The sequence below is a fragment of the Luteolibacter luteus genome (genome assembly GCF_012913485.1).
Lineage (GTDB): Bacteria > Verrucomicrobiota > Verrucomicrobiia > Verrucomicrobiales > Akkermansiaceae > Haloferula > Haloferula lutea.
Map to the genome: position 1 here is coordinate 3,068,097 of NZ_CP051774.1, position 25,547 is coordinate 3,093,643.

General features: G+C 61.2%; 18 protein-coding genes. 13 read left to right on the forward strand and 5 right to left on the reverse strand.

The window, feature by feature from the left end; genetic code table 11:
• Positions 1-77 precede the first annotated feature (77 nt).
• Entirely contained in the window at positions 78-860 is a 783-nt protein-coding gene (locus HHL09_RS12805; protein ID WP_169455028.1) for a class I SAM-dependent methyltransferase, read from the reverse strand.
• Positions 861-978: 118 nt separating this feature from the next.
• On the opposite strand from HHL09_RS12805, the gene HHL09_RS12810 reads away from it, so the two are divergent.
• The 4 genes from HHL09_RS12810 to HHL09_RS12825 all read left to right on the forward strand — a co-directional run bounded on the left by HHL09_RS12810 (position 979) and on the right by HHL09_RS12825 (position 6,168).
• Complete coding sequence (locus HHL09_RS12810) at positions 979-2,508, forward strand: tryptophan halogenase family protein (protein ID WP_169455029.1); 1,530 nt, start codon at positions 979-981, stop codon at positions 2,506-2,508.
• Positions 2,509-2,522: 14 nt separating this feature from the next.
• A complete protein-coding gene (locus tag HHL09_RS12815) occupies positions 2,523-4,031 on the forward strand; it encodes a tryptophan 7-halogenase (RefSeq protein WP_169455030.1) in 1,509 nt (502 codons plus the stop codon).
• Positions 4,032-4,041: 10 nt separating this feature from the next.
• Positions 4,042-4,389, forward strand: a complete 348-nt coding sequence (locus HHL09_RS12820; protein WP_169455031.1) for a hypothetical protein — start codon at positions 4,042-4,044, stop codon at positions 4,387-4,389.
• Positions 4,390-4,734: 345 nt separating this feature from the next.
• Positions 4,735-6,168: a C39 family peptidase gene (locus tag HHL09_RS12825; protein ID WP_169455032.1), complete on the forward strand. Its 1,434-nt coding sequence runs from the start codon at positions 4,735-4,737 to the stop codon at positions 6,166-6,168.
• 60 nt (positions 6,169-6,228) lie between these two features.
• Here the strand turns inward: HHL09_RS12825 and HHL09_RS12830 are convergent, their stop codons facing one another.
• Positions 6,229-7,056 carry a hypothetical protein gene (locus HHL09_RS12830; protein ID WP_169455033.1) on the reverse strand — a complete coding sequence of 276 codons (828 nt, stop codon included), beginning with the start codon at positions 7,054-7,056 and terminating at the stop codon, positions 6,229-6,231.
• Complete coding sequence (locus HHL09_RS12835) at positions 7,053-7,916, reverse strand: hypothetical protein (RefSeq protein WP_169455034.1); 864 nt, start codon at positions 7,914-7,916, stop codon at positions 7,053-7,055. Before HHL09_RS12835 ends, HHL09_RS12830 begins: the two co-directional genes overlap by 4 nt.
• Before the next feature lie 166 nt (positions 7,917-8,082).
• Here HHL09_RS12835 and HHL09_RS12840 point away from each other — a divergent pair, with 166 nt between their 5' ends.
• Positions 8,083-8,991, forward strand: coding sequence for a DMT family transporter (locus HHL09_RS12840; RefSeq protein WP_205761040.1), 909 nt, complete (start codon positions 8,083-8,085; stop codon positions 8,989-8,991).
• Positions 8,992-9,106: 115 nt separating this feature from the next.
• Here the strand turns inward: HHL09_RS12840 and HHL09_RS12845 are convergent, their stop codons facing one another.
• Together HHL09_RS12845 and HHL09_RS12850 are read right to left on the reverse strand one after the other, a co-directional pair.
• Positions 9,107-10,375, reverse strand: coding sequence for a Gfo/Idh/MocA family oxidoreductase (locus HHL09_RS12845; protein ID WP_169455035.1), 1,269 nt, complete (start codon positions 10,373-10,375; stop codon positions 9,107-9,109).
• Positions 10,372-11,658: an MFS transporter gene (locus HHL09_RS12850; RefSeq protein WP_205761041.1), complete on the reverse strand. Its 1,287-nt coding sequence runs from the start codon at positions 11,656-11,658 to the stop codon at positions 10,372-10,374. The genes HHL09_RS12845 and HHL09_RS12850 overlap by 4 nt, the downstream gene beginning before the upstream one ends.
• Before the next feature lie 174 nt (positions 11,659-11,832).
• Here HHL09_RS12850 and HHL09_RS12855 point away from each other — a divergent pair, with 174 nt between their 5' ends.
• The 8 genes from HHL09_RS12855 to HHL09_RS12890 all read left to right on the forward strand — a co-directional run bounded on the left by HHL09_RS12855 (position 11,833) and on the right by HHL09_RS12890 (position 25,545).
• A complete protein-coding gene (locus HHL09_RS12855; RefSeq protein ID WP_169455036.1) occupies positions 11,833-13,128 on the forward strand; it encodes a Gfo/Idh/MocA family protein in 1,296 nt (431 codons plus the stop codon).
• 76 nt (positions 13,129-13,204) lie between these two features.
• Complete coding sequence (locus HHL09_RS12860) at positions 13,205-14,338, forward strand: formylglycine-generating enzyme family protein (protein ID WP_169455037.1); 1,134 nt, start codon at positions 13,205-13,207, stop codon at positions 14,336-14,338.
• A 55-nt stretch (positions 14,339-14,393) separates the two neighbouring features.
• Positions 14,394-15,302 (forward strand): hypothetical protein, encoded by a 909-nt coding sequence (locus HHL09_RS12865; RefSeq protein WP_169455038.1) that lies wholly within the window; start codon positions 14,394-14,396, stop codon positions 15,300-15,302.
• Between the two features lie 48 nt (positions 15,303-15,350).
• The gene (locus HHL09_RS12870; RefSeq protein ID WP_169455039.1) at positions 15,351-16,967 is read left to right on the forward strand and encodes an FtsX-like permease family protein; all 1,617 of its coding nucleotides are present in this window, start codon (positions 15,351-15,353) and stop codon (positions 16,965-16,967) included.
• Positions 16,968-17,041: 74 nt separating this feature from the next.
• Positions 17,042-17,683, forward strand: a complete 642-nt coding sequence (locus tag HHL09_RS12875) for a hypothetical protein (RefSeq protein ID WP_169455040.1) — start codon at positions 17,042-17,044, stop codon at positions 17,681-17,683.
• A 14-nt stretch (positions 17,684-17,697) separates the two neighbouring features.
• A complete protein-coding gene (locus tag HHL09_RS12880; protein WP_169455041.1) occupies positions 17,698-19,776 on the forward strand; it encodes a flotillin family protein in 2,079 nt (692 codons plus the stop codon).
• Between the two features lie 223 nt (positions 19,777-19,999).
• Complete coding sequence (locus HHL09_RS12885; RefSeq protein WP_169455042.1) at positions 20,000-20,419, forward strand: GxxExxY protein; 420 nt, start codon at positions 20,000-20,002, stop codon at positions 20,417-20,419.
• A gap of 44 nt (positions 20,420-20,463) precedes the next feature.
• Positions 20,464-25,545, forward strand: coding sequence for a DNA repair ATPase (locus HHL09_RS12890; protein WP_205761042.1), 5,082 nt, complete (start codon positions 20,464-20,466; stop codon positions 25,543-25,545).
• Positions 25,546-25,547 lie beyond the last annotated feature (2 nt).

The following is a 25,547-nucleotide window of genomic DNA, read 5'->3' on the forward strand; positions in this document are numbered from 1 at the left end:
GAGAATGAGATCCTATCCATCCGCCCGATTTCCCCGGAAGACAAGCCGGCGATGATGGGAAGCTGATCTCAGGGCCGCTAGACGACCTTTCTCGCCAGCAGGCTCACCCGCTGCCAAGTCCAGCTCACCTTCTCGCCTGTTTCGATCTGCATCGCCTCGCGCACATGCGGGCTCGCCGTGGCAATCAGCTTCCTCACCTGCGTCCGGTTCTCTTCAGAAGTCGCCGCGGCGCTGAAATACCACTCCAGATCCGGCTGCAACATCGGCTGCAGTTCCGCCTGGATCACCGTAAAGCCTGCCTCCTCTGCCAGCCTCACCCACGTCGCCCGGTCTAACAGACGACCGTGGGACGGATCGCGCAGCTTCTCCACCTGATGCAGCCACTCCGCCGTCTCGGGATCGTCATCGTGCAGGCTTCCATCGATCACCATGAAATAGCCACCTGGCTCCAGCACCCGGTAGCTCTCCTGGATAAACCCCGCCACGTCGCTGAAATGATGCGGTGCCACGCGGCAACTCACGATGCGGAAGGAAGCATCGGGGAAAGGAATGCTCTCGGCAGGGAAAAGCACGGACTCCACCGCGAAGCCCTCCGCCTCGATCATCTTCCGAGCGTTCTCCAGCATCGCAGGGGCCAGGTCGCCGATGCACGGCACATAGCCCGCTTGCGCTAGCGCCAGAGCGGTGTGCCCGCCGCCGGTTGCGATATCCAGCGCGCGACCGTGCTTCTCGTCATCGGGGATGAGTTCCAGCAGCGCCGCCACGTCTCGCGTGTCCGCCAGGATGTGCTGCTTGCCATAGTTTCCCGCCTGCCGGTCGAATTGCGCGGCGGATCGCTGTTGTTGGGAATCCAAGGCCATGATCGTGCGGGAAAATCCGCAGCCAACATGGAACGCCTGTTTGGATCGCGCAAGGGCCGCAATTCGTCACCTTCCCGCTTGAACGCTGCGCTTTGTTTCGCTGGCATGGCTCGAAACCATGGTCTCTCTCCCCGATCCGGACCCATCGTCATCGGCCTCGCCTGAAATCCGCAGCGTCCTTGTGCTCGGTGGCGGCAGTGCCGGTCTTCTCGCCGCGCTCACCTTGAAGCGCATGCATCCATCTCTCGCGGTCACCGTCGTCCACAGCTCGGAGATCGGCACGATCGGAGTGGGGGAGGGGACCACCGCGGTCTTTCCCGCGCATCTCTTCGAGACCCTCGGGATCTCGAAGGAGGAATTCTACACCGAGGCACAGCCCACATGGAAGCAGGGCATCCGCTTCCTCTGGGGCCCGCGGGATGAATTCTTCTACGACTTCGAATTCCAGTATGACCAGCAGTTCCAAGGTCTTCCGAAGCCCACCGGCTACTATGCCCGCATGGAGTGCACGGATCTTTCCCAAGCCTGCGCGCTCATGCAGCGGAACAAGGCCTTCACCACCGGCCCCTTGGGCAAGCCGGTGATCAAGGGCCAGTACGCCTTCCACATCGAGAATCACCGCCTCGTCACTTGCCTCGAAACCATTGCACGCCGGAATGGCGTCGAGTTCGCCGATGACACGCTCGACCGCACCATGGCGGCCGATGGTCAGGTCACTGCACTGCATTTCAAAAGCGGCGAGATCCGCACGGCGGACCTCTACATTGATGCCTCAGGCTTCCGCGCCGAGCTCATCGGGAAGGCGCTGGAAGAACCCTTCAACAGCTTCTCCGGCAGCCTGTTCTGCGATCGCGCCGTGATCGGAGGTTGGGAGCGCACGGATGAGCCCATCGCACCCTACACCACGGCCGAGACCATGGATCATGGCTGGTGCTGGCAGATCGAGCACGAGACCTTTATCAATCGCGGCTATGTCTACAGCAGCCAGTTCGTCTCGGATGCAGATGCCGAAGCGGAGTTGCTTGCGAAGAATCCGAAGATCTCCACCACGCCGCGCATCGTGAAATTCCGCAGCGGCCGCTACGAACGGAACTGGGTCGGGAATGTCGTCGCGGTGGGAAATGCTTCCGGCTTCGTCGAACCCTTGGAAGCCACCGCGCTCGCCCAGATCATCTACGAGTCCCGCTGGCTCGCGGAATCGCTGCGCCGTACCGCGGGTAAGCCGGATGACGCCATGCGCGCCTCCTACAATCGCATCGTCGGCATCGCCTGGGATGAGATCCGCGATTTCCTGGCCTTCCACTACAAGTTCAATACCCGCCTCGAAACTCCCTTCTGGAAGCACTGCCGGGAGAACACCAGCCTGGGCAACTACGAAGACCTCTACCGCCTCTACCGCGAACTGGGGCCGAACCCCGCCCTCCTTGCCCAGGCCCTTCCCGCACGCCCGAATATCTACGGGGTGGAAGGCTTCCTCGCCATGCTGGTCGGCATGCAGGTCCACTACGACCGCCTGCACCTCGCCAGCGGTGGAGAGATGGACACCTTCAACAGGCACCGGCAGGGCATCGCCGCAAAGGCGAAGAACGGCCTCAGCGTCCGTGAGGCTCTTGATGCGATCCGCCGTCCCTCCTGGCAATGGACCTGAACCCTTTTCCGCGCATGTACCCATCTCCCATCCATCACATGCTCGTCGCCGGATCCGGCACCGATGCTTTCATTGCTGCCGCGACGCTGAAGCGCGCCTACCCGGGCATCAATGTCACCCTGCTCCGCGATCCCGGCTCAGCTCCGGAGGATCCCGCCGGTGAAAGTACGGCGCCTGCCGTACTCCAGTACCTCTGCAACAACGTGGGCCTCCACGGCTCCGACATCCACCTGCATGCGCGGCCGATCTGGAATCTCGGCTTCCGCTGCCAGTGGGGCGCGCGGGGGACTTTCTTCCGTTCCTTCGATGCGCCTTTCGCCACCGGCATGCGGGGCTTCCGCACGGAGCCCGGCTACCTCGCGGCGGACGTGGGCTTGGACAATTGCTCGTTGGCGATGTCCTTGATGGCTGCCGGGAAGCTCTTTCCGAAGGACGGCAATCATGGCTTCAAGCCGATCGAGCACGTCACCGGGCTCAATCTCCGCCCGGAGCCTCTGAATGGGCTCCTGCTCCGTGCCTGCCAGACGCTTGGCGTGAGCATCCGCAGTGGCAAGGTGGTCGGACTTAGCCGGAATCCGGATACCCTGGTGCTTGAAGATGGAAGCACCCTCGCCGCGGATCTTTACATCGATGCCACCGGTAGTGAAGCCACCCTCGCCACCTTGGACGGAAATACCGCGTGGCTTTCCTACGAGGACGCTTGCCTTTGCACCCGCGCCGCCACCGTCGCGCGCCGTCGCGGCAGCGAGCCGATTCGCCCCTACGTCACGCTGGAGGCGCTCGATTCCGGCTGGCGCTGGCGGGTCGATCACGATGACACCGTGGGGATCGGCCACGCATGGCACCCGGATTTCATCAGTGAGGACCAGGCCTGCACGGACCTCATGGCAAAGGTCAGCGATAGCTCCCTGACTCCCCGCCTTCACCACTGGAAGGTCGGCCGTCGTCAGCAGTCCTGGCTCGGCTCCGTCGTGGCCATTGGGGATGCCAGCGGCTTTGTCGAGCCCATGAGCTCCCTGCGCTTCAGTCATCTGGTTCTGCAGTTGAATTGGCTCGTTCGCGTGCTCGCCGCGACCGACGGCATGCCCGGAGATGAAACCCGCCGCACCTACAGCCGTGTCGTTTCGGAAGCTTGGGACGAAAGCCGTGACTTCCACGCCATCCACTACCGCTTCCATGCTGCCGGAAAATCCCCCTTCTGGGATATGGCCCGCGCTACCGCAAAGGCCCGAAAGCATGCCGAACTCGTCGACCTCTACGGCAGCATCGGCCCCTCTTCGACCCTGGAGAGCTGCCTGCCTTCCTGGCCGGGCTTCGTCGGCATTGATTCGTGGATCGCAGCCCTCATCGGCATGGGTGTTCCCTTCCGTCATCACCCGGAAATCCCGGAGCCGGAAAGGAAGGCTTGGCAGTCACTCTGCGAGCAGCGTCGCGCTCTCGCGAAACAAGCGGTGCATGCCGAACTCTGCATCGGTGCCGCCCGCCGCGCTGTCCGCCCGGAGCCGCGGGTAAGCCTTCCCTGAACCGCCACCCGTGTTCGAGCCGCAAGCAAGATCGCCCGGCCCGGTCGAAAGCTTCCTGATCCTCGTCAGCTTGCTGACGCCGGGGGTTGCGATGCTTTGCTATGTGGCTGCGGCGGGAAGGTGGTTTCAGATCTGGATCCGCGCGAACGTGGAACTTTATCTCGGATCGAGCCTCGTCTTCGCAGCTTTGGTCGCACTGGGTTGCAGCTTCTTTGCCGCAGGGATCCTGGCAGCGCGGATCGATCCCCTGATGAGGCCGCGGCAGCTCGTCCGCTGGGCGATTCTGTTCTTCGTTCTTCAGATAGCCCTGACCCCCGGGGTAGCGATGATCGGCTCCATGGTCTTTCTCGGGCGTTGAGCGGCTGATCCATCGGGAAAAGAGGCTAGGACCACGGAAAGTGGTTCCGAAAGATCGGCCTTTCTGTCAGACTCGCATCGTGTCGCTCATCCCTTTATCACTTTTTCATCCCGGCCATGGGAGACAGGGAGACGCGGGCGCCTGTTAATTTTCCTCTTTTAACAGGCGGAACAGGCACCCGGACCCCTTTTTCGAAACCCGGAAAAGCGGCACGATAAATCACGATTCATCCTCCGGGTACCCGCCAGATCCCGCCTCTTCCGCCACGAAAAAGGCAGACGGAAGACACCTCTGGCCCCGCTTCCGGAGTTGAATTCCGCCGCCGAACCCGATTTTGTCTCCCTTATGAAGCCCCTCTTCCTCTGTCTTCCCCTCGTGCTCTGCGCACAGCTCCACGCCGCCATCGGCCAGTGGCAGGTGCTTCAGGACGGCGAGGGCGGATCCATCAAGGTCCGTTTCGAGGGTCTCCAAAAGGACAAGTATCTCCTTCGCCGCGAGACCGACGGCAAGCTTTTCGAGACCTCCCCGGGCATGCTCCCCGCCGAGGCCCGCACCGCCATCGATGCCGAGGCGAAGCTCCTTTCCGAAGAGCTTCCGAAACTCAGCGCCATGGCCGGTCACAAGATGTTCTCCGGCACTCCTTTCGAGGTCCGCCCGGCTCAGGAAATCGCGGATGCCCTTGACCTCAGACCGGAGTCGAAGACGAAGCACAGCGCCAGCTGGCGCTCTTACACCGGCGAGAAATACAAGCTTTTCGGCGCCCGCCCTTACTCGGTGGCACTCTACGCCGGTGAGGATGGCAATGCCTCGATCCTCTCCGCGGTCTACTCGAACAAGGGTGACTTCAAGAGCGGCGTCGGCTCCGGTGAAGATCATTTCAAGGGCAAGAGCGAGGCCGATGAAGCATCGCTCGCCAAGGCCATGGAAGCCGATGAGAAGGCCGTGCTCGCCGCGATTTCCAGCGTGCTCGGCGAACCGAAGACGCAGCGCTTCGGTGATTCCCGGAATACCCGCCGCGTGGTGCGCCGCTGGGACTGGAATGGCCATTCGCTCATCCTTTCCAGCGAAGAGCTGGAATACGTTTCCCTTTCCATCGTCCCGCTCGAACTCGCCGATGGCGGTGGCAAGACCGCCAAGGTGAAGGATGGCGACATCCGCAAACGCCTGAAGGAAGATGTGGTCCGTGAGAAGAATGGCGACGTCTACCTCGGCCAGATCCCGATGGTTGATCAGGGCCCGAAAGGCTACTGCGTCCCCGCCACCTTCGAGCGCGCCATGCGTGCCGCCGGCATCGAAGCCGACATGTATCTGCTCGCCATGGTCGGCAAGAGCGGCATGGGTGGTGGCACCTCGGTCGAATACCTCCTCGAAGAAGTCCGCTCGCAGGTCCGCAACAAGGGCCGCCGTACCAAGGACGAGCGCGTGAAGGAATTGAAGGTGCGGGATGTGAAGCGCTACATCGATGAAGGCGTGCCGGTCATGTGGACCATGCGTTCCCTCGGCCCCTACAACGACACCGCGAACAAGAACACCAACAAGCGCCGCAGCGTCACCGACTGGACCGCATGGGCCAAGGAAGTGGCCGAGCAAGCCGCCACCGTGATCAAAAAGGAAGGCGAGCAGGACAACTACCACATCTGCATGATCGTCGGCTACAACGAGGCCACGAATGAACTCGCGGTCTCCGACTCCTGGGGTGCCAGCTACGAACGCCGTTGGGTCCCCGCACCCGTCGCGAATTGGGCCAGCTCCGGCGGCCTCTTTATGATCCTGCCCTGAGCGGCGGATTTCATTTCGATTGTTGCGAACCCCGGGAGCGATTCCGGGGTTCTTTTTTGCTCATTGGTCGAAGGGGTTCGCGAAGGGATCACCTTCGGAATGGCCTTTCGGAACGGGCAGCGTCCGTGCTTCCTCGCCCAACTGCGCAAAAGGGGGGAGCAGGTGTTTCAGGCGACCCGTGGGACCGGTCTGATAGTCCGTCTCGGATTGAATCCACGCCATGTTTCCGTTGTACCGGAAGTAGTAGGTCTCGTCTTTCGAGGGCCCTCCAGTAAATCGGGCGACCTCCACCTCGATTTTTCCAGCGGGTCCGTCGTCTGTCCCCAATGCGGGAGGCAGGTGGAAGAAGCGCTCCAGATCTCCGGCGAGGATGAGCGACTCTGCTTGTTCCGGGCCGAAGGCATCCCTGAGATCGTTTAACAGCTTGCCCTTCGAGATGCCTCCATCTCCCGGAATCTCGACCACCCATTTCCCCGGAGCAGCTTTGGAGACTCTGGCATTTTGCTTCTCCCAAGCGAGACGGGCGGAGTCGGCCTCCCGGAGCAGATGGGCCAGTTTCTCTTTCGAGGTCGTGTCCAAGCCGACCCATGTGGCGAGCTGATCGAGGTGCGCCCTGTAAGTCTCTCCCGTGAAATCCCCGGATCTCAGGGTGGGCGACAGCTCCATGGCGATCAGCTCCTTCAGTCGTCCTTCGGAGACGAGGATCTGTCCGTCCTCCATATGTGGCAGGCCATCCGGAGGTGGCATCGCTTCGGAAAGCTCATTGCCGTTCCCGGTGGGCGCCGAGTGCTGCCACGTCGCCATGGCCGAGGATGCGATGGAACTCCCTGCGAACCACCAGCCGCCGAGGACGCCGCCGGCGAAGAGGATGAGATGGCGGCCTTTCATCGTGTTGATGCGCCGGGTCTCGCTTCCTCGATCAACTGTTGCCAATCGATCCCTTGGACGGCCTCTCCTTGCTCAAGCTGGAGGAATCCATTGATCTGCGCTGCCGGGTCAGCGAGGTCAACGACCGGGAATTCGCCGATTCCTGCAAGGCCTTTCACCATCAGAAATCTTCCATCTTCTGCCCGAACTACAGAAAGCTCGCGGGTCTCGTTGCTCCATGACGGGATCGATGTCATCAGCATGAATCTCTCCTTGTCCCGCAGGCCGATCAAACCCTCCAATTGTTTTCCAAGACCCGCGCTGAGCTCCTGCTGCCGTAGCTTTCCCGCGGAATAGTCGATGCGCACCTTGCCCTTGCCGGGGTAGGTGACTTGAGCAGTCTCCCGTTGAAGCTTCTCGACCTCCCCGCTGTACAAGAAAAGCGCCTCGCGGACTTGCTTGCTGAGCTCCTTCTCCCACCCGAAGAAGGCGGCATGCCGCTCAAGCGAGGGGCCGCGCTCGCCTTCTTGGAAAAGGCGGCCGACGATCGGGATGTCGTCGAAGACAGGCACGGACCCCATCTTGCAATTCTGGAGCGATAGTTGCCATTCCCGCGGTGCCCGTACCAAGTCCGACCATTGCTGAGGGCTGAAAGTCAGCCATCCGGTGGGCAGTTCCCGATCTTTGCTCTTGGTTGGAGCGAGGGCGCTTGCGGACCTTGTGCCGACCAAGCTGCCTTGCTCCTGTGAGTGCTCCGAGGAGAGGGCGCTACCGGTGTCCGCTTTTCCTCCAAGCCAACGGATCCCAATGCCCGTCAGAACGCCCGCGATCAAGATCGCTGCAGTCTTGGCGGAGTGCCGGTTCTCTCGGGTGGAGGCCACGAATCAAGCGATGTTGTTCGCTAGGGAGAGAGGGCGCAAGCGGCCAGTTCGGGAAGCTTTTTCAGAGGCCCTCTTGTTTGTCCCGAGGTTCAAGTCTTCCCGTCTTCGATCTTGTCGCATTTTCACGCATGGACAGCCTCGCGGCCTGCATCAGACTCAAACCGTCTTGAGTCCGGAACCCGTCGTCGCCCCGCTGCGCAAGCCCCTCGATGCTTATAGCAGCATTTCGATGGTGGTGTTGTGTCTGCTCTGGGGATTGCAGCAGGTGGCCATCAAGGCCTGTGCGATTCAGATGAGTCCGACCGTGCAGGTCAGCCTGCGCTCGCTCCTCGCGGCCTTTCTCGTGACCGGGATGATGCTACTCCGCCGCGAAAGCCTCTCCCTGCGCGATGGCACCTTCCGCCCCGGCGTGCTCGTGGGCCTGCTCTTCGGGGCCGAGTTCCTCGCCGTCTCGGTCGGCCTGAACTACACGACCGCGGGGCACATGACCGTGTTCCTTTACACGGCTCCCATCTTCACGGTTCTCGGCTTCCACTGGCTCGTCCGGGAAGAGCGGATGAACCGCGCGCAATGGCTCGGTGTCGCCATCTCCTTCGCCGGGATCGTGATGGCCTTCTCCGGCAGCCTCTTCGTACCCGGTGGTAGGAATCTCCTGATTGGCGATGCCTTCGGCACCTTGGGCGGCATCCTCTGGGCGGCGACCACCTTGGTCATCCGCGGCAGCCGCCTCTCCGAAGCGCCTGCGACGAAGACCCTCCTCTACCAACTCATCGGCGCCGCCGTGCTCGGCTTGCCTTTCGCATGGTTCACCGGCCGCATGGATCACATCACTTGGGGCCCGATGCTATGGGGAAACCTCGTCTTCCAGACCTTGGTCGTTGCCTTCGCCAGCTACCTCTTCTGGTTCTTTCTCCTCACCAAGTACCTCGCTTCGAGGCTCTCCGTCTTCTCGTTCCTCACGCCCTTGTTCGGCGTCACCTTCGGAGTACTTCTCTTGAACGAACCCCTCGACTGGCGCTTTGTCCTCGGCGCGGTTCTAGTTCTCGCCGGCATCATGGTCGTGAACCGGAAGTAGAAGCTAACCCAAGGAACCACCTCAGGGGTTCGCCTTCGCCATCTCTTCCCCAAGGGAGACGCTTCTCCATCGCGCCGTCCTTGGGGGTTTGAGAGGGGACCGAGTGAGAAATGCCTTACACCTCGATCTTCCAAGGCCCGCGCATCGGCTGATGGATCAGCTTGTTCGCTTCCTCGTCGTCGAACTTAAGGGTCTTCGGGTCGAACTTCAGGCTCTTGTTCAGGCGATGGGCCGTGACGCCCATGTTGACCATCGTGCAGGACCAGAAGCCGTTCTGTTCATTCAGCGCGAACTTCTTCCGGGTCCGGACGCTTTCGTGGAAGTCGGTGATCTGCGGCTCCGGATCAGGCAGCCCAGCAAGCTTCTTCTCCAGATCGGGGATGTTCGATTCGAAGCCCTTCGTGATCCAGCCTTTCGGACCTTCGATGTACTTGGCGTCCTTGTCCGCGTTCGCACCGTCGAGGATCACCTTGCAGCCATCGGCATAGGTGAACTCGATGCGGCGCCAGGTGCCGATCGCATCGGCATCCTGCGGATCGGCATCGATCTCCACGGAGATCGGCGCGGTGTCGTCCTTGTTCAGGATGTACTGCGCGGGATCCAGGTAATGCTGGCCCATGTCGCCAAGGCCACCGCCATCGTAGTCCCAGTAGCCGCGGAACTTCGCGTGGGTGCGGTTCTCGTTGTAGGGCTTCTTCGGCGCGGGCCCGAGCCAGAAGTCGTAGTCGAAACCTTGCGGCACCGGTTGCTCGGGGAGGCCCTTCTGGCCCACCCAGATGCCCAGCTTCCAGTCGAAGCCGGTCACACCGGAAACCGTGATCTTCAGCGGCCAGCCGAGCACATCGTGCATGGCCGCTTTCTTGATCTGCTTCACCGGCACACCCATGCCGTAGAAGGCATCCTTGAAGCGGAACCAGGTATTGAGGCGGAAGACCCGCTCATACTTCTCCACCGCCTTCACCATCGCGATGCCTTCGCCGATCGTCCGGCTCATCGGCTTCTCACACCAGATGTCCTTGCCCGACTTCGCGGCCTCGATCGCCATGAGCGCGTGCCAATGGGGAGGTGTGGCGACGTGGATGACATCGATGTCCTTGCGCTGCAGGACCTCGCGGAAGTCGTGATAGCCCTTGATGCCCTTTTCCTCGCCGCCGGTGTCCTTCATCCGCTGGTCGAGATGGGATTGGTCCACATCACACAGCGCCAACAGCCTGCCCGGCATGTCGAGGTGCGATGCGGAGATCCCGCCGCAACCGATGATCGCCCGCGTGATCTCCTCCGAAGGAGGAGTCTGTCCGGCGAGGCCGAGCACACGGCTCGGCACGATCTGGATGGTCGCGAGGGCGGCGAGGGACTTGAGGGTTTGGCGGCGGGTCAGGTTCATTGGATGGTTTCGGGAGTGGATCCTGCTTCCTCGATTACTTCGTCCACGGTCGGTTTCATACGATCGCGGAACATCACGAAGAAGAAGATGAGGATGCCTCCTGCAAGCGAGGCAGGCACCCACCAGAAGGACGGCCACACGGCGAGGGCGGAGCCGCCCGTGACCGTGCCCACCTTCTGCGTGAAGAAATACTCGTTCAGCTTCGCGCCGACATACATGCCCACGCCCTGCGTCAGCAGGACGAGGAAGCCCTGAGCCTGGCCGCGGATCGCGTTCGGTGCCTTCTTGTCGGTGTAGATCTGGCCGGTGACGAAGAAGAAGTCATAGCAGATGCCGTGGAGCAGGATGCCCGTGAAGATCATCCACTTCACCCCTTCCGGAGCGCCGAGGGCGAAGAGCGCGTATCGCAGCACCCAGCACGCCATGCCGATCGCCAGCATCCACTTCACGCCGAGGCGGGAGAAGAGCAGCGGGATGATCAGCATGAAGAAGATTTCCGAGATTTGGCCCCAGAACATCGTCCCCGCAGCGGATCCGAAGCCGGCATCCGTGATGAAGGTCGCGGCATACGCGTAGTAGGCCTGCAGCGGGATGCAGATCAGCATCGAGGCCAGCGCGAAGATCAGGAAATTGAAGTCCTTCAGCATGCCCAGCGACTCAAGGCCGAGCGTTTGGGAGAGCGACATCTTCTGGCCCTTGCCGATCGGCGGGGTGTTCGGCAGCAGGAAGGAATAGATGCCCAGCGCAAAGCTGGCTCCGGCGGCAATCTGCAGCGGCAGCGCGGTGGCATCCGCCTTCAGGAGGGTGCCGACCAGAAAGCCTGCGGCGATCCAGCCGATCGTGCCGAAGACGCGAATGACCGGAAATTGCTTCTCCGAGTCCTGGATGTTCCGCATCGCCAGTGTGTTCGTCAGGCCCAGCGTGGGCATGTAGCAGAGCATGTAGCCCAGCAGCATCCAGAAGAAGAGGCCCTTGTGCCCGGCCAGCTCCTGCTGGATCGACCACGGAACCATCAGCATCAGAGCCCCGCCGATGAGATGCAGGGCACCCAGCACGACTTGCGTCGGGAAAAAGCGGTCCGCGATGAAGCCGAGAAAGACCGGCGCGATGATCGCCGCGATCGGGCCCACGGAATAGGCCGTGCCGATCCCTTCCTGGAAATTCACCCCTTGGCGCAAATAGACCCCGATGGTCACGAACCACGCTCCCCAGACGAAAAACTGCAGGAACATCATGACTGACAGGCGCGTGGTGACGCCGGAACTCGACGATTTTTGCATCATGGCTGGAGACTCGACGAAGCGGTTAGGGGGCGGCAAGCTAGAAGAACCTTGAATTCGGCTTGAATCGTCCGAATCTCTCACAAAAAACGAGCTTAACTGAAATTTTCCACGGGGTCTTGAAAGTCGGCTCGAGTGGAAAGCCGTATCCGCGTCCCATCCGACCAAGCACCTGATATGAATTCACCATCCCTTTCCCGTCGCCAGATCCTTGCCGGTGGTGCCGCAGCCGCGGCCGTCGCCGGATTCCCGAATCTCCTGCTCGGCCAAGGCGTGAACAACGCGAAGCTGAAGATCGGCCTGATCGGCTGCGGTGGCCGTGGCACCGGTGCCGCCCAGCAGGCGCTCTCCGCCGATGAAAACGTGGTGCTCTGGGCACTGGGCGACGCTTTCCCGGAAGCGATCACGGGCAGTCTCCAAGGCCTGCAGAGCTTTGGCGCGAAGGTGGATGTGCCCGCCGAGCGCCAATTCTCCGGCCTCGATGCCTACCAGAAGGTAATTGAAAGCGGTGTGGACGTGGTGCTTCTCGCGGCGCCTCCAGGATTCCGCCCCCAGCACCTCCGCGCTGCCATCGAGGCAGGCAAGCACGTCTTCGCCGAGAAGCCGATGGCCATCGACGTGACCGGCGTGAAGTCCGTCATGGAATCCGCCAAGCTGGCGAAGCAGAAGGGCGTGGCGATCCAGCACGGCTACTGCTGGCGTTTTGCTCCCGGCGTGCGTGAACTTTACGCGAAGGTCACCTCTGGCGAACTGGGCAAGGTTTACTCCGTTTACGGCACCTACATGGGCAGCCCGCCGAAGCCGCTGCAGCCTGGGATGAAGAAGCCGGACGACATGTCCGATGTGGAGTGGCAGCTCCGCTGGTGGACGAATTTCGAATGGGTGAGCGGCGGCCCGCTTCTCGAACAGGCCATCCACACCGTGGACAAGATCGCCTGGGCCATGGGAGACGTCGCGCCGATCGCTGCCGTGGCAAATGGTGGCCGCGCCTACCGCACCGATGCGGGCAACGTGTACGATCATTACAACATCGCCTACGAATATCCGGGCGGTGTGATCTGCCACCTCGGCGAGCGCCAGTACCTTGGCTGCCACACCGAGGTGATCGACCGCATCTACTGTGAGAAGGGCACTGCGGTGGCTCCGGCTTCCCCGATGGTCCTCGGACCGGATGGCAAAAAGCGCCAGTGGATGTATCGCGCCCCGGAAGGCAGCGAACAGAACATGTATCAGGTCTGCCACAACGAGTTCTTCGCCGCGCTCCGCAAGGGCGAGATCATCAACACCGGCGAGTACATGGCAAATAGCACCATGCTCGGCCTCCTTGGCCGCGAGGCTGCCCATACCGGCCAGCGCGTCACTTGGGATGAGATGTGGGCTTCGGCCCAGGATCAGGCTCCCGATGATCTGAAGATGGATTCCAGCTTTGCGATCGCGCCGCTGCCGGTGCCCGGTGTCCACAAGCTCGCCTGATCTGAAATCAAACTTGTTTCCCTGAGGCGCGTGCTGGACCCCGTCCGGTCCGCGCCTCACCCTTTCACCTCCACCGATGAACCGCCTTTCGCTTCTCTCTTTCGCCCTGCTGCTGGCGCCCGCGCTGGCCAAGGATGAAGCCGCTCCGCAGGAACTGCCGAACCCGCAGTCCTTTCCCGTCACCGAGAAAATCTTCGAGGTGGTGAAGAAGAAGGCGGATGCGCCAGCTTCGGCGGACGGGATGAAACCGTACACCGAGACGGTGCCTTCCGCGAAGAATGCCACCTTCGACATGGTGCCACTGCCTGCCGGTGAATTCACCATCGGCTCGCCCGCGAGCGAAGCGGGGCGCAAGGACAACGAAGGCCCGCAGGTGAAGGTCGCACTGGATGCGTTCTGGATCGGCAAGTGCGAGATGACTTGGGACGTCTATCGCGGCTTCATGGAAAACGGGAAGTCGCGCAACAAGGACGGCACCCTCGACCGTGACTCGAACAACAAGACTTCCGAAGCTCCCGAGATCAAGGACGGCGAGACCCTGGTGGATGTGGTCAGCCAGCCGACTCCCGCTTACGTGCCGATGCACTTCGAGATGGGTGAAGGCTACGGCGCGGGGTGGCCTGCCATCGCGATGACTCATCATGCCGCGAGCAAGTTCTGCGAGTGGCTCACAGCCCAGACCGGCCATTATTACCGCCTGCCCACCGAGGCAGAGTGGGAGTATGCCTGCCGTGCGGGAACCAGCACCGCCTACTCCTTTGGCGATGACGCCTCGAAGCTCGGCGACTACGCATGGAATCAGGAGAACGCGGAATACACCTATCACAAGGTCGGCCAGAAGAAGCCGAATCCTTGGGGGCTCTTCGACATGCACGGGAACGTTTCCGAGTGGTGCCTCGATGCCTACTTGCCGGATGCGTATGCCAAGTGGCAGCCGGGGGTAAAGAATCCCTGGAACCCTGCGGTGAACCGTTATCCGCACGTCACCCGCGGCGGTCACTACTATGAGGGCGGTCCGGAGACCCTGCGTTCCGCGGTGCGTGTCCCGTCCGATCCTTCATGGAAGGCGATTGATCCACAGAATCCGAAGTCGATCTGGTACCTTACCAGCAATCAATACATCGGCTTCCGTGTGGTGCGCCCCATGTCCGTGCCGGACGTGAAGGTGATGCACAAGATGTGGAACACCGGCCCTGGCCCGAGCGAGTAGCGCTTTCGCGCTGTCAGATGCTTGCAAGCCCCCAGGTACTGCCCAAAGTAATCCCATGAGGATCGGGCGCGTCTTGGCGGCTTTGCTGGCATCGGGGATCTCGTTGTCGTCGGCGGAAGAAGCGCCCTATGTTCGCGAGAAGCCCAAGGGCCACCTCAAGTGCCCGGAACTCCGGGAAGCCAGCGGGCTTGCCACCTCGCCGACTTCGAACGACTTTCTCTGGCTCATCAACGACAGCGGTTGTCCGGCGGAGATTCATCTCGCGGAGAACGACGGCGGAGATCGGGGCAAGATTTCCCTCTCTCACGCGAAGAACCACGACTGGGAGGACCTCGACTCCTTCATTCTGGACGGAAAGCCTTATCTTTTGATCGCCGATACCGGCGACAACGCCAGCAAGCGGTCCGAGTGCATGCTCTACATTGTTCCGGAGCCGACCCTGCCGGAGAAAGGGGAGGATCTCTCCGGCCAAGCGAAGCCGGCGTGGAAGATCCGCTTTCACTATGAGGACGGTCCGCGCGATTGCGAGGCGGTGGGCGTGGACGCCCAAGCAGGGAAAATCCTCCTGCTGAGCAAGCGCACCTCACCCCCGATGCTTTACGAGCTGCCGCTCAAGCCCGCCTCCGACGAGCTCCAGACGGCGAAGAAGATCGGGGAAATCCCGAAGACTCTTCCGGCCGGATTCCCACCGATTCCCTTCGGCACCCAGCCTACTGGCATGGATATCGCCGCGGATGGCTCGGCGGCGGCCGTCGTGACCTATTACGGCCTCTTCCTCTTCCCCCGGGCTTCCGGGGAGACATGGGCGAAGGCTTTTTCCCGTCCGCCGGAGCTCTTGGGCGCTCATCGCATGGGCCAGGTGGAATCCGTGGCCTTTTCCCGGGATAGCAAGGTCATCCGCTTGGTCGCGGAGGGCGGGAAATCGCCCGTGGCGCGCTACGTGAAGGCAGAGAAGGGGAACTAAGCCCCTGCCTGACCTTGCCGCACGGCGGGAACGCGGCTAGGCAAGCGCATGGCCCGTCGTTCCTTCAGCCTGATGCTTGCCTGGCGCTACCTCAATCCGCGCCGCGCAATGCTTTCCGCCGTCACGCTCATATCCGTGACCGGCGTGCTGCTGGGCGTGCTGGTGCTGGTGGTGGTCATGGCCGTCTATGCCGGCCTCGAGCGCACCGTGAAGGACCGCCTGCTCGGTTTCACGCCGCACGTGAAGCTGGAGTATGTTCCCTTCGGCGGCTTCCGTGAGCCGATTTCCGATTGGCGCGAAACGGCGGACAAGATCAAGCAGGTGCCCGGAGTCCATTCCGCGACCGCCTTCGTGCAGGAGTACGTCCTGATGATCGATGAGGCTACGCGCAAGCGCCCGGTCTTCTTCCGCGGCGTGGATACCCAGGACCCCTCGCAGGTGACGGGACTCGAAAAGCTCCTGGACGAAGATTATCCCGGCAGCAGCGCCGACATGGGCCTCGATAACCGCATCGTGATCTCTTCGATCATCGCGAAGCAGTTCGGACTGCACCCGGGCGACAAGGTGAAGTTCCTCTCCGCGCAAAACTTGAACGAGATGGAGCGCATCGACCGGATCCGGAAGAGGCCGGCCTTGCACGAAGAATTCGCGGCTCAGTTGGGAACCGCCAAGGAGGGCTTGAAAACGGCGCTCACCCCGCATGAAGGGAAACTGCTGCTGAAGAACGATGACTATAACAAGTTCTTCTTCCCGCTCACCGACGTCTACAACATCGACGATATCCGCGATCCCGAGCGCGAGATCCTTGGACAATTCCTAGCTCTCTTCGAATCGGGCAATACGACGAACGATGGGGTTTTGCTCGATTCCGATGTGCCGCAGAAGGCGACGGAAGCCTTGGACGAATTGGACAAGGTCAACGTGAAGGAACTGAATGCGGAGATCCTCGATGGCTTCATGGAGATCGTGCTTCCCAAGGAAGCAACCGTCATCGGCGTCTATGGTGCTTCACAGATGGCACTGACTCCGGATGTCTTCATGCCTCTGCCGCTTGCCCAGGAGCTCGCCGGACTGCAAGGAGCGGTGCAGGGAATCGCGGTGCGCTTGGATGATCCCTATCAGGCTCACATCACCGGGCAGAAGTTTGCCTCCATGATGCCGCCGGGCTGGCATGCAGTGACTTGGATGGAGGAGTTCGGCGAATTCTCGAATCTCATCAACCAGCAGCGCGTGATGATGTACTTCGCGCTCTCCTTCATCATTCTCGTATCCGCCTTCTCCATGATGGCGGTGATGTTCACGGTCACGATCCAGAAGCGTCGCGAGATCGGCGTGATGAAGGCGCTGGGCGCGGCACCGGGCCAGATCGTCCGGGTATTCGTGAACCAAGGCATGATTCTCGGCTTCGTCGGCTCGGTTCTGGGCGTGGTATCGGGGCTCGTCGTGATCCGCTTCCGCGGCACCTTGCAGGATGTCCTGCGGGGTTTCGGCTTCGATCCCTTCCCGAAATCCTTCCACGGATTCCAGGTCCTGCCGGCTCATGTGAATCCGATGGAAGTGACCGTCATCGCGATCGCGGCGTTCATCCTCTGCTCGCTTGCTGCCTTCGTGCCGGCCTTCTTCGCGGCGCGTAGTGATGCGGCGAAATCGTTGCGGAACCTCTAACCGCGCGCGGGTAGGAACGGACAGGGCTTTTGTAGTCGCGGGATAACATCGCATTTGGTTTCAATGCGAATGTCGTGAAGGAAATTTGGAACCTCGCCATCAGCGCCCCGATGCTGCCGTTGACCATTCTGTTGGTCCCGGTCGCGATCTACTGGGTGCTGAGTATCATTGGCGCGGTGGATCACGACCTTCTCGGCGTCGACATGGATGGTGCCGATGGCGATCACGGGCATGACCATCCGGTTGCGGATGGCATTCATGGCGTCCTGCGCATCCTGAACGCGAAAGGGATTCCCTTGATGGTCGTGCTTTCGGTTCTGGTGATCTATCTCTGGGGATGCTCGATGCTCGGGAATCTCTGGTTCAATCCCACCCTCAGCGGTGGTCCCGGCAGTATCGTCTGCATCGCCGCGCTTGTGGTCGCGTTGATCCTTACCCGTTTCACCGTCGCGCCTTTGAAGCCGCTCTTCCGCTTGATCCAGGATGATCCTGAACCCGCGCAGCCCGTGGTGGGGCGCAGTGGAATTGTTCGCACTGCTGTCGTCACCGAGCGCGAAGGCCAGGTGGAAGTGCCGAATCCCGGAGCACCGCTTCTTTTGAATGCCCGCATTGCCGAAGGCTCGACAGCGATTCCACGTGGGACCGAAGTCCTTGTCATCCGCTACGACGCCGATACCGGCATCCATTTTGTCCGCCCTCTGAACGAACCCTCCTAGAACCCACCCTTGATATGAACCTCCTGTCCTCCATCCCTCTTGCCCAGACCTCGTCGGCTGCTGTCATTGCATCCCTCGTAGTCGGCGCTGTCATTGTTCTGGTGGTTACCAGCATGGTCTTGTTTTCGATGTTCTATCGAAAGGCCCAGCGCGGCCAGGCCCTGATCCGCACCGGCGCGCGCGGTACCAGGGTGTCGTTCAATGGTTTCACCGTGATCCCCGTGCTGGAACGCTTGGAGACGATGGACATTTCCTTGAAGCGGGTGGAGATCGACCGGACCGCGAAGAACGGCTTGATCTGTAAGGATAACATGCGCGCGGACATCAAGGTGGCCTTCTTCGTGCGGGTGAACCAGACCGATGAAGACGTGCTGCGTGTCGCGCAATCCGTCGGCTGTGATCGCGCCTCGAACACCGAGGAAATCCGTTCGCTCTTCGATGCGAAGTTCTCCGAAGCGCTCAAGACCGTCGGCAAGCGCTTCGATTTCACCGAGCTTTACGAGGAGCGCGAGACCTTCCGCGACGAGATCATCAAGATCATTGGCACCAACCTGAACGGCTTCGTGCTGGACGATGCTGCGATCGACTATCTGGAGCAGACGCCGATCGAGGCGCTTGATCCGGATAACATTCTCGACGCCGAAGGCATCAAGAAGATCACCGAGCTGACCGCTGCGCAGGCGAAGCTCGCGAACCACATCCAGCGCGACAAGGAGAAGGTCATCAAGCAACAGGACGTGGAAGCCCGCGAGGCCATCCTCGAACTGGAGCGCCAGCTTTCCGAAACGGAGGCCAAGCAGAAGCGCGAGGTCGAGAGCGTCCGTGCCCGCGAGGAAGCGGAAACCCAAAAGGTCCGCGAAGAGGAACGCCAGAAGTCCGAGCGCGCCCGCATTGCCGCGCAGGAAGAGATCGATGTCGCGACCCAGAACAAGGATCGCCAGGTCCTCGTGGCCCAGCGCAACAAGGAGCGCACCGACGTGGTCGAAGTGGAACGCGTGAAGCGCGACCAGGAACTCGAGTCGATCGAGCGCGAGCGCATCACCACGCTTAAAGCCATTGAGAAGGAGAAGGCCGTGGAAGTGGAGAAGAAGGCGATCCAGGATGTCATCAAGGAACGCGTCGCGGTCGAGAAGCTGGTTGTGGCCGAGCAAGAGCGCATCAAGGACACCGAGGCCTTTGCCGGCGCAGACCGCCAGAAGCAGGTCAAGGTGACGCTTGCCGAAGCGCAGGCTCAGGAAGAAATGATCCGCAAGATCAAGGAAGCTGAAGCCACGCAGGAAGCTGCCAAGCTCCGTGCCGACCAGGATCTCTACGAGCGCATCAAGTCTGCTGAGGCTTCGAAGAAGTCGGCCGAACTCAAGGCCGAAGAGGTCGTCATTTCCGCGGAAGCCGAACAGGCCGCCAGCGAGAAGCAGGCGCTTGCCAAGAAGCTGCTCGCGGAAGCTACCGCGAAGGAAGCCGCCGCCTCCGGCCTCGGCGAGGTCGAGGTCATGCTTGCGAAGGCAGACGCCACGCAGAAGCAAGGCACTGCGGATGCCGAAGTGAACCGCCTCAAGTTCGAAGCGGAAGCCGAAGGCATCAACAAGAAGGCCGAGGCCATGAAGCTGCTCGAGTCCGCCGGCCAGTCGCACGAAGAATTCAAGCTCCGCCTAGAGAAGGAGAAGGCGGTGGACCTCGCGGGTATCAATATCCAGAAGGATATCGCCGAGGCCCAGGCCAAGGTGATGGGCGAAGCCATGAAAGCCGCGAAGATCGAGATCATCGGCGGCGAAGGGAAGTTCTTCGACCAGATCGCGGGCGCCATTTCCCGCGGCAAATCGGTGGACCGCATGGTCGAGAACAGCGCCGTGCTCGCCGACGTGAAGGACACCTTCTTCAACGGCGATCCGGAATACTTCAAGGCACAGCTCCGTGAATGGGCCGGCCAGTTCGGAGTCACCGCGGAAGATGTGAAGAACCTCAGCGTCGGAGCGATCCTCGGAAAGCTCCTCGTCGACGCCACCGGTGACGACCGCCGCAAGCTCCTGTCCTTCCTCGGCACCGCCGACCGCTTCGGCCTGGCGGACGAGAAGGCAGCGAAGGTGCTGCGTTGATCAGGGTCAGTGTCCGGCCTGCCTCGTGGCGATGCGATGGGGTAGCGCCGGACTCCTCCCGACCGAACCAGAGGAGTTTAACCGCGAAAGGACGCGAAAGAGCGCGAAACTTGGAAAAACAATAAGATCGACCAACGGCGAGTGTGAGGGTTGAGCCACTTGTGAATCCCGCGATCACTATCGAACCTTTCTCAATTCGCCGCAATCTTTCGTCCTCGAGGCCATGAGTGATCCAATCTATAAGCAAGAAAGCTATGAGGTAATGGGCGCATGCTTCGAGGTCTACAAAGAGATGGGTGCTGGATTTGTCGAACCGATCTACCACGAATGCCTCGACCGGGAAATGACCTCGCGGAACATTCCCTTTGTGCATCACGCCGGACTGGCCTTGACATACAAAGGCCAGCCTTTGCGGCTCAGCTATGAAGCGGATTTCGTAATACATTCGAAGATCGTCCTTGAGGTGAAAGCCGTGAAACGTCTCGACGATTCCCATCGCGTCCAACTTCTCAACTACCTTAAGGCAACCGGCTTTCAGTTGGGACTTCTGGTCAATTACGGCCGCGTGGGCGGTTTGGAATGGGAGCGCATTGTCCTATCGGACTGGCTCACGCAACAACGTCGAGTTCCTGATCTCCTCTAATTTTCCTGCCTTTCAAATTTCGCGCCCTTTCGCGGTTAAATCTTATGCCTGAAGAACCTCCCAAGCCCGATCAGCTCGAAGGCGGCGCGTATGAAGTGATCCGCGCCCGGCTCGACAAGCACGCCGCGACCTTGCGAACGGGGCTTGATGTGCTGAACGCCGAGCGCCTTCAGGTCTTCGGCGGCGTCGAGACGACCTTGCTCGGGACCGAACGTGTCCCGACCGAGCACAACTGTATCGCCCGTGATCTGGTGGCGATTGGCAAGCAGCGCTTCCTATTCGGCTACAATATCCAGTTCGGCCTCAAGCAGACGACCGATATCAAGGACGTCTTTGCCGCCTACGATTTCAATCCGGAGACCCGCTCCTTCACCCAGCTCGGGGTGGAAGAGGTGCTCGGTGATGCGAAGTTCGCGGAAGACTTCGCCTACCTCTTCAAGTATTACCGGGAGGCCGTCTTCCTGAAGTTCATGGTCATCGGACCGGCGCTTTATTTGGTGATGCGCGCCGGGAAGACGGTTGATGACATCAAGGCTTTCAAGTGGCGCTTCGCCAGCGGCGGAGGGCTTGAGTATCTCGGCAATCGTTTCGATCACGAGTGCGTCTATCCGCCCCAGCAAGAGTTTGAATGGAAGCGTGCTCACCGCGGCATGCATCGCTCCGGGGAGCACCCGCACATCTCGATCGAGGATCGCGTTTTCGTGGAAACCGTTGGCGGTGACCTTACCGTCAAGGTCGAGGACAATACCGCGAGCGGCCAAGGCATCTATTCGGAGCCGGTTGCCGAGAGTGATCAGACCCTCGATGACGCCGAGATCTTCTACGCGATCGTCGGTTCGCTGATCTTGCTCAAGATTCTGCCTTATCGCGAGTCCATGCACCGTCACCTCGTCTTCAATGAGAAGACGAAGTCGGTTCACCGCATCGATACGATCGGAGACTCCTGCGTGCTGCTGCCGGATGATCACGGCATCATCTTCGCGAATGGCTACCTGCTCCAGAGCGGGGAGGTGAAGACCTTCGAGCACGGCCTGCTCGACATGCGCTTCGAGCGGAAGGTCGCCAGTGCGAATGGAGAGGACATTCTCTATTCCTTCTACAACCGTGCGGCAGGGGACTACGTCCTGCTCTCGTACAACCGGATCAAGCAATCGGTCGAAACTCCCATCGTCTGCTCCGGCTACTCTCTTTTCGGAAATGGCCAGCTCGTGCTTTTCCGCGCCGACGGCCAGCCGCAGAAGCACCACGCGCTCCAAATATGGCAGACGCCGTACTTGGATGATGAAACCAGTGCCGCCGCCGCAGCCGACAAGGAGTCCTTCCTCTACAAGATCGGGAATCCCGAGCTGGTCCGGGGCATGGCAGAAGCCCGCGAATTGCTGACCCTTCTCCAGAAGGACGACTCCTTCGCCGGCCTTTATCTCGATATCGTCAAGCGTTCGGGCGATTTGCTTGATGCCTACTTCTGGCTCGATCGCAGCGAGTGCCAGTCGCTCGCCGCTCCGGTCCGTGAGATCAAGAAAGCGGGCGAGGCCGCGATTGGAGAATTCGACAAGGTTCAGAAGCTCCGCGCGGTCGCCACTGAGCGCACCGCGGTGGTCCGCACCGCAATGGAGAAGCTTGTCCGTGAGGCACGGAATTCCCCGCCGGATGCACTCCAGGGCTTCGTTCACCAGCTTGCAGGCCTGCGGAAGCTGCGGGGCGAGATCATTGCTCTGCGCGATGTCCGATATACGGACGCCGAAACGATTGCGGCCTTCGAGAAGGAGGTGGTCGAGACCACCGATGTCGTTTCAACGAAGACTGTCGAATTCCTCCTCGGGGAGGAATCGCTGAAGTCCTACGCCGCCGCGATCGATACGCAGGAAGCCGCGCTCACGAAGATATCAAAGGTCACCGAGGCGGATGACGTCGCCACTGCGCTCGATCAGGCCGCCGGTGAACTGGAAATGCTCATCGAGATCGTCGGTGGCTTGAAGATTGCGGATGCCACGCAGACCACTGCCATCATCGAAAGGATTTCCGCGCTTTATGCCCGGCTGAATGGCACCCGTGGTTCGTTGCGGAACAAGCGCAGGGAACTCGCGCGCGGGGAAGGGGAGGCGCAGTTCGCCGCCCAGATAAAGCTTCTTTCGCAGGCGCTGGCGAACTACCTCGATCTCTGCGATACCCCGGAGAAGTGCGATGAATCACTCACCCGCCTGATGGTTCAGGTGGAGGAGTTGGAAGGGCGCTTCGCAGAGCTCGACGAGTATGTCGAGCAGCTCACAACACGTCGCGAGGAGATCTACGACGCTTTTGAAGGACGCCGCACCCAGCTCGTCGAGGCGCGTGGCAAGCGCGCTGGAGCACTTTTCAAATCGGCAGAGCGTATCCTGGCCGGCATCCGCAATCGCGTCACCGCCCTGAAGGAAGTTGAGGAGATCCACTCCTATTTCGCGACCGATCCGATGATCGAGAAGGTCCGAGACCTGATCGGCCAGCTGCAAACCTTGGGTGATTCGGTCAAGGCGGATGATCTCCAGACGCGGCTCAAGACCCTGCGTGAGGATGGGGTGCGCCAGCTCAAGGACAAGAAGGACCTCTATGTGGATGGCCAGAATGTCATCCGCTTCGGGAAGAATGCCTTCAACGTGAACACGCAGCCGCTGGAAATGACCATCGTCCCGCATGAGGACGCCATGGCCTTCCACCTGACGGGCACGAAGTTCTTCGAATCGATCACCGATGCCGATTTCCTAGCGGCCCGTGAGGCTTGGGATCTGGAAGTGCCGAGCGAAAGCCCGCGTGTCGCCCGCGCCGAGTATCTGGCGTGGCGCTTCCTCATGGAGGGGAAGGCGGGGGGTGACCTGCTTGGTGCCGTGCAGGCCTTCATGCAGCCTCGTTATGCCGAAGGCTACACCAAGGGCATTCACGACGAGGATGCCACGAAGATCCTTGCACTGCTTTTACCGATCCATGCCGAAGCCGGTCTGCTGCGCTTTGCCCCGCGCGAGCGAGCGGCCGCGCTACTCTTCTGGGAATCTTGGGAAGATCCTGCGAAGGCGCGCCTAGCCGGACAGTTCGCATCCTACGGGAAGCGTCGTAGCTTGTTCTCCGGGGGGGATGAGACCCAGCGCTGGAAAGCGAGGCTTGCCGGGGGCTTCACGAATTGGCGCGGCGACTACGGACTCTTCCCGGACGTGAATTCGGTGAAGGTAGCGTTGTACCTTGAAGAGGAACTTGCCGCTGCTGGTGCCTTCGTTGTTTCTGCCGCCGCCGCGGAACTTTCGAAGGCCTTCCATCAAGGTCTGGTGGCAAAGCGCGCGGATTCGATTTTCAAGGACTCGCTCGGAGACCATGACTGTCCCGTCTCCCTGAAATACGAAATCGCTCGCGATTGGCTCGCAGGCTTCGCGGCCTCCCACCCGGAGAGCCTGCACGGTTCGCCCGCGGATCTGGCGGATGCGGTGATCGATGAGGCCGCGGTGCATCTCGCCCGTGGTGGTTACGAACAGCGTGCCGTGAAAGCGGTGCCTTTGTCCTTCTTGGTCGAGGGTCTGCGTTCCAGCCATCCGCGGATTGCGAATGGCAGCCTGGAAGTTCATTACAGCGAGTTCCTCGATCGTCTGGAGCGTCATGAGCGCACGGACGCCGCGGCATTCCGCGGCCTTGCCGAGCGCAAGACCAAGCTCACCAGCGAGAAGCGCGGACAGATGCGCTTGGATGAGTTCAAGCCGAAGGTCATGAGCGCCTTCGTGCGAAATCGCCTCATCGATGAAGTCTATCTTCCGCTGATCGGGAACAACCTCGCCAAGCAACTTGGCACCGCAGGGGCCAATACCCGCACCGACCGCATGGGCCTGCTGCTCCTGATTTCCCCGCCCGGCTACGGCAAGACGACGATCATGGAGTACGTGGCGAACCGCCTCGGCCTCACCTTCGTGAAGATCAACGGCCCGGCGCTCGGCCACCGCGTGCTTTCGCTGGATCCCGCCGAAGCCCCGAACGCCTCCGCCCGCATGGAAGTGGAACGCGCGAACCTGGCGTTGGAGATGGGCGACAACGTGATGCTCTACCTCGATGACATCCAGCACACGGATCCCGAGTTCCTGCAAAAGTTCATCAGCCTTTGCGATGCACAACGGAAGATCGAGGGCGTGTGGAAGGGCCAGGCAAAGACCTACGATCTCCGGGGTCGGAAGGTTGCGGTCGTCATGGCGGGCAACCCTTACACCGAGAGCGGCGGCAAGTTCCAGATCCCGGACATGCTCGCGAACCGCGCGGACACCTATAACCTCGGCGACATTCTTGGCGGTCACGAAGCGGCCTTCAAGGCGAGCTACATCGAGAACGCGCTCACCTCGAATGCCGCGCTTTCCCGCCTCGCCAGCCGTTCGCAGAAGGACGTGCTCATGCTCATCCGCGTCGCCGAAACCGGCAGTCGCGATGGTGCCGACTTCGAGGGCAATTACACGCCCGCTGAAGTTGAGGAGATGCTCGCGGTAACCAAGCATCTGCTTGCCGTGCGGGACACGATCCTGCGGGTGAATCTCCAGTACATTGCCAGCGCCGCGCAGGAAGATGCCTACCGGTCCGAACCACCCTTCAAGCTCCAGGGTTCCTATCGCAACATGAATCGCATCGCCGAAAAGGTGCTGCCCCTCATGACACCGGAGGAGGTGCGCCAGATCATCATCGATCACTACCGGAGTGAATCGCAGAACCTCACCACGGCCGCGGAGGCGAACCTCCTCAAGTTCTACGAAATGGAGGGCCTGCTCGATGACACGCAGGCCGTGCGCTGGGAGCAGATCAAGAAGGAGTTCAATAAGCGCAAGCTGATGGGTGCCGGAGGCGACAGCGATCCCGTTGGCCGCGTTGTGGCCCAGCTCACCCAGTTCAACGATGGCCTGGAAGCGATCAAGGAAGGCATCTCGCTAGCCGGTCGCAGCTACGCCCAGCCGCAATCGCTTGCGGAGCAAACCTTCGCCCGGCTTCAACAGATCATCGAGGGTCTCCGCGCGGTCCCGGTACAGGTGGACATCAAGGTTGTGCCGGTGCAGGACGACAAAGGCAGCATCGAGCGGGTGGATGGGCCGGACAGCCCACCTCTGGCCTTCCAACCCGACGTCAGGCAGGGTTAGTC